This window comes from Longimicrobium sp., assembly GCF_036280135.1.
Taxonomy (GTDB): Bacteria; Gemmatimonadota; Gemmatimonadetes; order Longimicrobiales; family Longimicrobiaceae; genus Longimicrobium.
This window is the reverse complement of record NZ_DASURI010000364.1, coordinates 1-6,668: the sequence shown is the minus strand read 5'-3', so window position 1 is coordinate 6,668 and position 6,668 is coordinate 1. Positions and strand designations below refer to the sequence as shown.

Annotated in this window: 7 protein-coding genes; all 7 read left to right on the top strand. The window is 76.1% G+C overall.

From position 1 onward, the window contains the following. The first annotated feature begins 93 nt into the window (after window positions 1-93). The gene (locus VFZ20_RS11470) at window positions 94-693 is read left to right on the top strand and encodes a sugar transferase (RefSeq protein WP_329684015.1); all 600 of its coding nucleotides are present in this window, start codon (window positions 94-96) and stop codon (window positions 691-693) included. Continuing rightward, a complete protein-coding gene (locus VFZ20_RS11465) occupies window positions 680-1,381 on the top strand; it encodes an acetyltransferase (RefSeq protein ID WP_329684014.1) in 702 nt (233 codons plus the stop codon). Before VFZ20_RS11470 ends, VFZ20_RS11465 begins: the two co-directional genes overlap by 14 nt. Continuing rightward, window positions 1,378-2,424, top strand: coding sequence for a polysaccharide deacetylase family protein (locus VFZ20_RS11460; protein WP_329684013.1), 1,047 nt, complete (start codon window positions 1,378-1,380; stop codon window positions 2,422-2,424). Before VFZ20_RS11465 ends, VFZ20_RS11460 begins: the two co-directional genes overlap by 4 nt. Continuing rightward, on the top strand, window positions 2,421-3,209 hold the full coding sequence (locus tag VFZ20_RS11455; RefSeq protein ID WP_329684012.1) for a formyl transferase: 789 nt from the start codon (window positions 2,421-2,423) through the stop codon (window positions 3,207-3,209). The genes VFZ20_RS11460 and VFZ20_RS11455 overlap by 4 nt, the downstream gene beginning before the upstream one ends. Before the next feature lie 116 nt (window positions 3,210-3,325). Continuing rightward, the gene (locus tag VFZ20_RS11450) at window positions 3,326-4,441 is read left to right on the top strand and encodes a DegT/DnrJ/EryC1/StrS family aminotransferase (protein WP_349264085.1); all 1,116 of its coding nucleotides are present in this window, start codon (window positions 3,326-3,328) and stop codon (window positions 4,439-4,441) included. Between the two features lie 67 nt (window positions 4,442-4,508). Then, the gene (locus tag VFZ20_RS11445) at window positions 4,509-5,153 is read left to right on the top strand and encodes a polysaccharide biosynthesis/export family protein (protein ID WP_329684010.1); all 645 of its coding nucleotides are present in this window, start codon (window positions 4,509-4,511) and stop codon (window positions 5,151-5,153) included. Then, window positions 5,153-6,668 (top strand): GumC family protein (locus tag VFZ20_RS11440; protein WP_329684009.1); only part of this gene is annotated, 1,516 nt, incomplete at its 3' end. The genes VFZ20_RS11445 and VFZ20_RS11440, both read left to right, overlap by 1 nt.

Genomic DNA, 6,668 nt, shown 5'->3' with positions numbered 1-6,668 from the left:
GGAGATCGTCTGGGAGGCCGTCTGCCGGGAGTACGAGGGGCTGCTGCGGGCCCGGGGCCTCCCCGCCCCCGCGCCCCTGGCCGGGGGAACGGCGTGAGCGGCCTCAAGCGCCTGCTGGACCTGGCCCTGGCCGTTCCCGCCCTCGTCATCCTGTCGCCCGTGCTGGCGGGGACGGCGCTGCTCGTACGGCTTCGGCTGGGCACGCCCGTCCTCTTTCGCCAGGAGCGGCCGGGGCTGCACGGCCGCCCCTTCCGGCTGCTGAAGTTCCGGACCATGCGCGACGCCCTGGACAGCCGCGGCGAGCCCCTCCCCGACGAGCAGCGATTGACGGCGTTCGGCCGGCGCCTGCGCTCCACGAGCCTGGACGAGCTGCCCACGCTCTGGAACGTCGTCCGCGGCGACATGAGCCTCGTGGGCCCCCGTCCCCTGCTGATGGAGTACCTGCCCCGCTATTCGCCGGAGCAGGCGCGCCGGCACGAGGTGCGGCCGGGGATCACGGGGTGGGCGCAGGTGAACGGGCGCAACGCCCTCTCCTGGGACGAGAAGTTCCGGCTGGACGTGTGGTACGTGGACCACCGCTCCCTCGCCCTGGACCTGCGCATCCTGTGGATGACCGTGCGCAAGGTCTTCGTCCGCGAGGGGATCAGCCAGCCGGGCCACGTGACGATGGAGAAGTTCCGTGGCAACGGGTGAGCGCTTCCTGGTGTGGGGCGCCGGCGGGCACGGCCGCGTGGTGGCCGACATGGTGCGCGCGGCGGGCGGCACGGTGGTGGGCTTCGTGGACCGCGACGCGGCCCGCCCCGGCCGCGTCGCCGCGCCCGGCGCCCCGCCCGTGCTGCTGACGGAGGAGGAGGTGCTGCGGGCGCTGGCGGCGGACGCCGCGGGGCGGGGGTGGGACGCCCTGGCGGCGGGGATCGGCGACAACCGCGCCCGGCTACGGGCGTTCGAGCGTGCCGCGGGCGGAGCGTGGCCCGCCGTGGCGCACCCGACTGCCGTGCGCAGCCCCTCCGCGCGGGTGGGGGAGGGGACGGTGGTCATGCCCCTGGCCGTACTGAACGCGGACGCCCGGGTGGGGCGGGCCGCCATCGTCAACACGGGAGCCGTGGTGGAGCACGACTGCGAGGTGGGGGACGGCGCGCACCTGTCGCCGGGGTGCGTCCTGGCCGGCGGGGCGCGGGTGGGCGAGGGGGCGTGGATCGCCGCCGGGGCCGTGGTGCTCCCCGGCGTGTGCGTGGGCCCATGGGCCGTCGTGGGCGCCGGGGCCGTCGTGCGGCGCGACGTGGCCGCAGACACGGTGGTGGCGGGCGTCCCCGCGCGCCTGCTGGCCCGCGGCGGGACGGGCGACGCGGACGCGGTGGACGGGACGGAGGCGCGGCCGTGAGCCACGCGGCCCCCGTCGCCCCCTTCGTGGAGCCTCCCGCCGCCCCCGCCCGCGCGGACCGGGGCGCCCTGGTGATCTCGCTGGACGTGGAGCTGCACTGGGGCGTGCGCGACCTCACCCCCGCCGACGGCCCGTACCGCCCCAACCTCGTGGGCGAGCGCCCGGCCGTGCACGCCCTGCTGGACCTGTTCGCCCAGTACGGGATCGGGGCCACCTGGGCCATCGTGGGGTTCCTGTTCGCCCGGTCGCGGGGGGAGCTGGAGCGCTTCTCGCCCGGCGTGCGCCCCGCGTACGCGCAGGCGGCCCTGGACCCGTACCGCGAGCCCCTGGGCCAAGGCGAGGACGACGACCCGCTGCACTTTGCCCCGTCGCTGGTGGACGCGGTGGCGCGGGCGCCGGGGCAGGAGGTGGCGACGCACACCTTCTCCCACTACTATTGCGTGGAACCCGGACAGGGGCGCGAGGCCTTCGCGGCGGACCTGGCCAGCGCCGCGCGCATCGCGGCCGCGCGGGGGCTGGCCCTGCGCTCCATCGTCTTTCCCCGCAACCAGCACAACCCCGCGTACAACGCCCTGCTGCGCGACGCGGGGATCACCTGCTATCGCGGGGCGCAGGCGGGGTGGATGTACCGGCCCGCCATGGAGTCGTCGGCCGGGCCCCGGGTGCGCGCCGCGCGCCTGGCGGACGCCTACGTCCCCCTCGCGGGGGGCGAGACCATCCCCTGGGCGGGGATCGCGCGCGGGGACGGGCTGTGCGACGTGCCGGCCAGCCGCTTCCTGCGGCCGTACTCGCCGCGCATGGCGCCCCTGGAGCCCCTGCGGCTGCGCCGCATCCGCGACGGACTGCGCCGCGCCGCGCGGCGCGGCGAGCTGTACCACCTGTGGTGGCACCCCCACAACTTCGGGACGCACCTCGAGCAGAACGTCGCCTTCCTGCGACGGGTGCTGGACGAGTTCGCGGCCCTTCGCGAGGCGGAGGGGATGCAGTCGCTCACGATGGACCAGGCGGCGTCTGCCGCCCGCGCCGCGGCGGGGACGCCGTGAGCGCGCCGGGACCGGCCGGGACGGGCCGCGTGGTGCTGCTGGGCGGTGACGGCGAGTCCACGCGCATCGTCTACCACGCCCTGGCGCCCCGCTTTCCCGGCCTGGCCGTGGTGCTGGAGCCGCCTGTTCCCCGCCGCCAGCTGCTGTCGCGCCGCGTCCGCAAGCTGGGGCTGGCCACGGTGGCCGGGCAGCTGCTGTTCATGGCCGGCGTGCTCCCCCGGCTGCGCCGCGCGGGCGCCGCGCGGGTGGACGAGATCTGCCGGGCGCACGGGCTGGACCGCGCCCCCGTCCCGGAAGACCGGGTGCACCGGGTGCCGTCCGTGAACGCCGGCGAGGCCCGCGAGGCCCTGCGGCGGCTGGAGCCCGCCGTGGTGGTGGTGAACGGCACCCGCATCATCGGCCGGCAGACGCTGCGGGCCGTGTCGGCGCCGTTCATCAACCTGCACGCGGGCATCACGCCCCTGTACCGGGGGGTGCACGGCGGCTGGTGGGCCCTGTCGGAGGGGCGCCCGGAGCTGGCCGGCAGCACCGTTCACCTGGTGGACGAGGGGGTCGACACGGGGACGGTGCTGGCCCAGGCCTCCTTCACCGCCGGGCCGGCGGACTCGTTCGCCACGTACCCCTACCTGCACCTGGCCGTGGGGATCCCCCCGCTGGCCGACGCCGTCGCGGCGGCGCTCCGGGGAGAGCTGAGCCCCCGGCCGCACCCGGCGCTGCCCTCGCGGCTGCGCACGCACCCCACGCTCTGGCAGTACGCGCGCACGCGCCTTCGCAACGTGAGATGACGCCTTCAGCAGTTTCGCCGCCCCGGGGCGGCCCCGTGGCGGAGCCGCGACCGGCCCACGCCGGGCCGCCCGCCGGACCTTCCGTCCCCGCCCGCGTGTACCTGTCGGCCCCGCACATGAGCGGGACGGAGGAGCGCCTGGTGGCCGACGCCTTCGCCAGCAACTGGATCGCGCCCCTGGGCCCCCACGTGGACGCCTTCGAGCGCGAGTTCGCGGCCGAGGTGGGGGCGCCGCACGCCGTGGCCCTGAGCTCCGGCACCGCCGCCCTGCACCTGGCCCTGCAGCTGTGCGGGGTGGGGGCGGGTGACGAGGTGCTGGTGTCCACCCTGACCTTCGCGGCCAGCGCCAACCCCATCACCTACCTGGGGGCGCGGCCCGTGTTCGTTGACAGCGAGCGCGTCTCGTGGAACATGGACCCGGCCCTCCTGGAGGAGGCCGTGGAGGAGCGGGTGCGCGCCGGGCGGCCCCCCCGCGCCGTGGTGCTGGTGCACCTGTACGGCCAGAGCGCCGACGTGGAGCCCATCGCGGCGTGCTGCCGGCGCCACGGCATCCCCCTGGTGGAGGACGCGGCCGAGGCGCTGGGCGCCACCTATCGCGGGCAGGCCCCCGGCACCTTCGGCGAGGCGGGGGTCTTCTCCTTCAACGGCAACAAGATCATCACCACGTCGGGCGGCGGGATGCTGGTGGCCCGCAGCGGCGAGCTGGCGGCCCACGCGCGCAAGCTGGCCACGCAGGCCCGCGACCCCGCGCCGCACTACGAGCACTCCGAGATCGGCTACAACTACCGCCTGAGCAACGTGCTGGCCGCCATCGGGCGGGGGCAGCTGCGGGTGCTTGCCGACCGGGTGGCGGCCCGCCGGGCCAACTTCGACTTCTACGCCCGCCACCTGGGCGGGCTGCCGGGGGTAGAGCTGCAGCCCGAGGCGCCGTGGGGCACGCACTCGCGCTGGCTCACCTGCCTCACCCTGGACGCGCGGGCGTTCGGCGCTGACCGCGAGCGGGTGCGGCTGGCCCTGGAGGCCGAGAACATCGAGGCCCGGCCCCTGTGGAAGCCCATGCACCTGCAGCCCGTGTTCGCCGGGCTCCCCTGCCACGGGGGCGCCGTGGCGCAGGACCTGTTCGAGCGCGGGCTGTGCCTGCCCTCCGGGTCGGCGCTCACGGAGGCGGACCTGGCGCGGGTCGTCCGGGCCGTGCGGCGCGCGGGCGGCCACCCCGATGCCCCGCGGGGGTGAGCGTTCGGGTGGCCTTTTCGTGCGCCCGGTGCTACTTTGCGGCGCGAACTTCTTTTGGATGGAGCGAATGAACGCATTCCGGGTGCTCTGCGCCCTTGCGCTGATGGCCGCGGGCGCCTGTGCCCCGGGACCCCGGCCCACCACGCAGCCCCTCCCCGAAACGGGGGCGGGGGTGCTGCGGCCGGGCGACGCCGTGCGGGTGACCGTGTACCGGCAGGAGGAGCTGAGCGGCGAGTTCGCCGTGCTGGGCGACGGCACGCTGGGGCACCCCCTGTACCGCGGTGTGCGGGTGGCGGGGCGGCCCCTGCCCGACGTGCAGGCGGCCGTGGGCGAGAACGTGGGCCGCTTCGTCGCCAACCCGCAGTTCGTCGTGCAGCCCCTGCTGCAGGTGGCCATTGAAGGCGAGGTGAACGGCCCCCGGCTGTACCAGATGCCGCCCGAGACCACGCTGCGGCAGGCCATCTCCCTGGCGGGCGGGCCCGCCGCCCGGGGCCGGCTTGACCGCGTGCGCCTCATCCGGGACAACGCCGTCTACGTGCTGGACCTGTCGTCGGAGCTGGGCAGCGGGCGTACGCTCGTGCATTCGGGCGACGAGATCTTCGTGCCCCGGCGGCGCGACGTGCTGCGCGAGGTCGTGCAGCCCATGGCGAGCATCGTGGCCGCCACCGCCGCCCTGGTAAACCTGTACCGCACCGTGCGCGCAGCTCGCTGATGCAGGATATCGTCGTTTCTCCGCGTGGCGTGGTGCAGGTGGCCCCGCCCCAGCTTCCCCCTCCCGACGCGCCCGAGCCCTTCGGCGGCGTGGAGCAGTCGGGGGGGCTGCAGCTCAAGAACTCGCTCAGCCTCATCTGGCGGCACCGGTGGATGGTGCTGGCGGTCGGGGTGCTGGGCCTCGCGGCTGCCGCCTACCTGGTGTCCATCGAGCCGCCCCGGTACGAGTCCACGGCCGTCATCCGCCTGTCGGACCCGCGCCGCGCCATGATGCCGGGCGACAACGTGGTGCCCACCCTGGGCGGCTCGCGCATCGACCCGCTGCTGTCGCAGCTGGAGATCATGCGCAGCCGCAGCGTCATGAGCCAGGCCGCGGGGCTGGAAGGGCTGCGGCTGCGGTCCCAGACGCCGGAGTTCCCCGCCGCCCTGCTCACGGACGTGGAGGTGGACTCGACCGCCGTCCCCGACACCCTGGTGCTGCGCTTTTCGTCCGGCGGGTTCACGGCGCGCGGCGCCGGGGCCAGCGTGCAGGGCCGCTACGGCGTGCCCGTGCAGGCGGGGAGCGTACGGTTCGCCGTGGCGCGCAACCCCGGCCTGGAGCAGGCCACCCTGCGGGTGCTGCCGCGCGAGGCCGCCATGGGCGGGCTGCAGCGCGGCATCACCACGTCGCCCCGCGTGCAGACGGACGTGGTGGACGTGTCGTTCACGGCGTCGGACCCGGCCGTGGCGCAGCGCTCGCTGCGGGCCGTGCTCACGGCGTTCCAGGCCACGGGCGCCCGGCGCGCCCAGCAGGAGTCGCGGCGCCGGCGCATCTTCCTGGAAGAGCAGCTGGCCCGCACCGACTCGGCCGTGCGCCAGGCGCAGGCGGCCCTGGTGGCGTTCCGCCAGTCGCGGGGCGTGACCAACTCTGCCGAGCAGGCGGCCGCCCGGCAGCAGGAGATGTTGGCCCTGGACACCCGCCGCGAGGAGCTGGCGGCGCAGCGCCGCTCGTACCAGACGCTGCTGGACCAGTACCGCGCGGCCCCCCCGGCCCAGCGGGGCGACCGGCTTCGGGCCCTGGTGTCGGCGCCGGGGATCGCCTCCAACCCCGTGGTGTCGCACGAGTACCAGCTGCTGGCGCAGTACGAGGCCCGCCGCGACTCCATGTCCTCCGGCGAGGGCCGCGCCACGGCCGACAACCCCGACCTGGCGCGGCTCAACTCCCTCATCGCGTCGGGCGAGCAGCGCATCGTGAGCGCCGCGGCCAGCCAGGTGGGGGCCCTGGACGCGCAGCTGCAGTCGCTCACCGAGTCGGCGCAGCGCTCCGCGGGGCAGGTGCAGAGCCTGCCCGGCACGGAGGCGCAGGAGGTGCGGCTGGTGCAGGAGCTGGGCTCGCTGCAGTCGGCGGCCGAGACCCTGCGCGGCGAGTACCAGCGCGCGCAGATGGCCGAGGCCGTGGAGGCGGGCCAGGTGGAGATCGTGGACGCGGCCTCGCTGCCCGCCGGGCCCGAGCCCGCCGGCGGCCCCGTGCGCATGA

What these genes read in the sequence shown, in the direction of transcription:
- VFZ20_RS11450 (WP_349264085.1), top strand. Translation starts at nt 3,326, where the DNA reads ATGAGCGGGACGGAGGAGCGCCTGGTGGCCGACGCCTTCGCCAGCAAC.
- VFZ20_RS11445 (WP_329684010.1), top strand. Translation starts at nt 4,509, where the DNA reads ATGAACGCATTCCGGGTGCTCTGCGCCCTTGCGCTGATGGCCGCGGGC.